The sequence below is a fragment of the Corallococcus sp. AB018 genome (genome assembly GCF_003986945.1).
Classification (GTDB): Bacteria; Myxococcota; Myxococcia; order Myxococcales; family Myxococcaceae; genus Corallococcus; species Corallococcus exiguus.
The window spans coordinates 1-568 of sequence record NZ_RAWR01000494.1 but is presented as its reverse complement, the minus strand read 5'-3'; the positions used below and the strand labels follow the sequence as shown (position 1 = coordinate 568).

General features: G+C 72.2%; 1 protein-coding gene. It reads right to left on the bottom strand.

The window, feature by feature from the left end; genetic code table 11:
- A partial coding sequence (locus D7Y11_RS42860; RefSeq protein WP_126936526.1) for a 16S rRNA (uracil(1498)-N(3))-methyltransferase occupies positions 1 to 511 on the bottom strand: 511 nt, incomplete at its 3' end.
- Between the last annotated feature and the right edge of the window lie 57 nt (positions 512 to 568).

Below are 568 nucleotides of genomic sequence, written 5' to 3'. Positions count from 1 at the left end.
GGCGCAGCGGCTCCGGGCCGAAGACAGCGTCCAACTCGTCCTCGACGAAGGGGCGGAAGCGCTCGCGGATGAGCACCTCCGGCATGCGCGTATCGCGAGCCTGCTCCAGGCCCTGGAGGAGCAGCTCGCGGACGAAGGCCTCGTTGAGCACCTTGGAGTCGAAGTAGCTCTTCTCCACGCGGGCCGCGTTCACCAGCACGATGCGGTCCACGCCCAGGGACGCCACGGCGGGCAGGACCTTCTTGAGCGCCTTGGGGCGCGGGATGGCCAGGAGCAGGTCCACGCCGGCCCGGGGCGGCGGTGAGTCCGTGAGGTCGACGCGCAGGTGGAGCAGGCCGGGGGCGTTCTCCAGCACCTCTCCCGTGCCGATGAGGCCGTTGAGGCGGCCCACGCGCAGGGATTCGCCGGGTTCGGCCTTGAGGACGTCGCGGGCGTGCTGGGCGCGCCGGCCGGTGAGCCGGGCGGTGCCGTCCGGCTGGAAGTCCTCGTCCAAGAGCAGGAGCAGGTTCACGGTCCCCTCCATGTAGCCGTTCCCGGGCGGGCAGGGGAGGGGGCGAGCCTTCCGGGA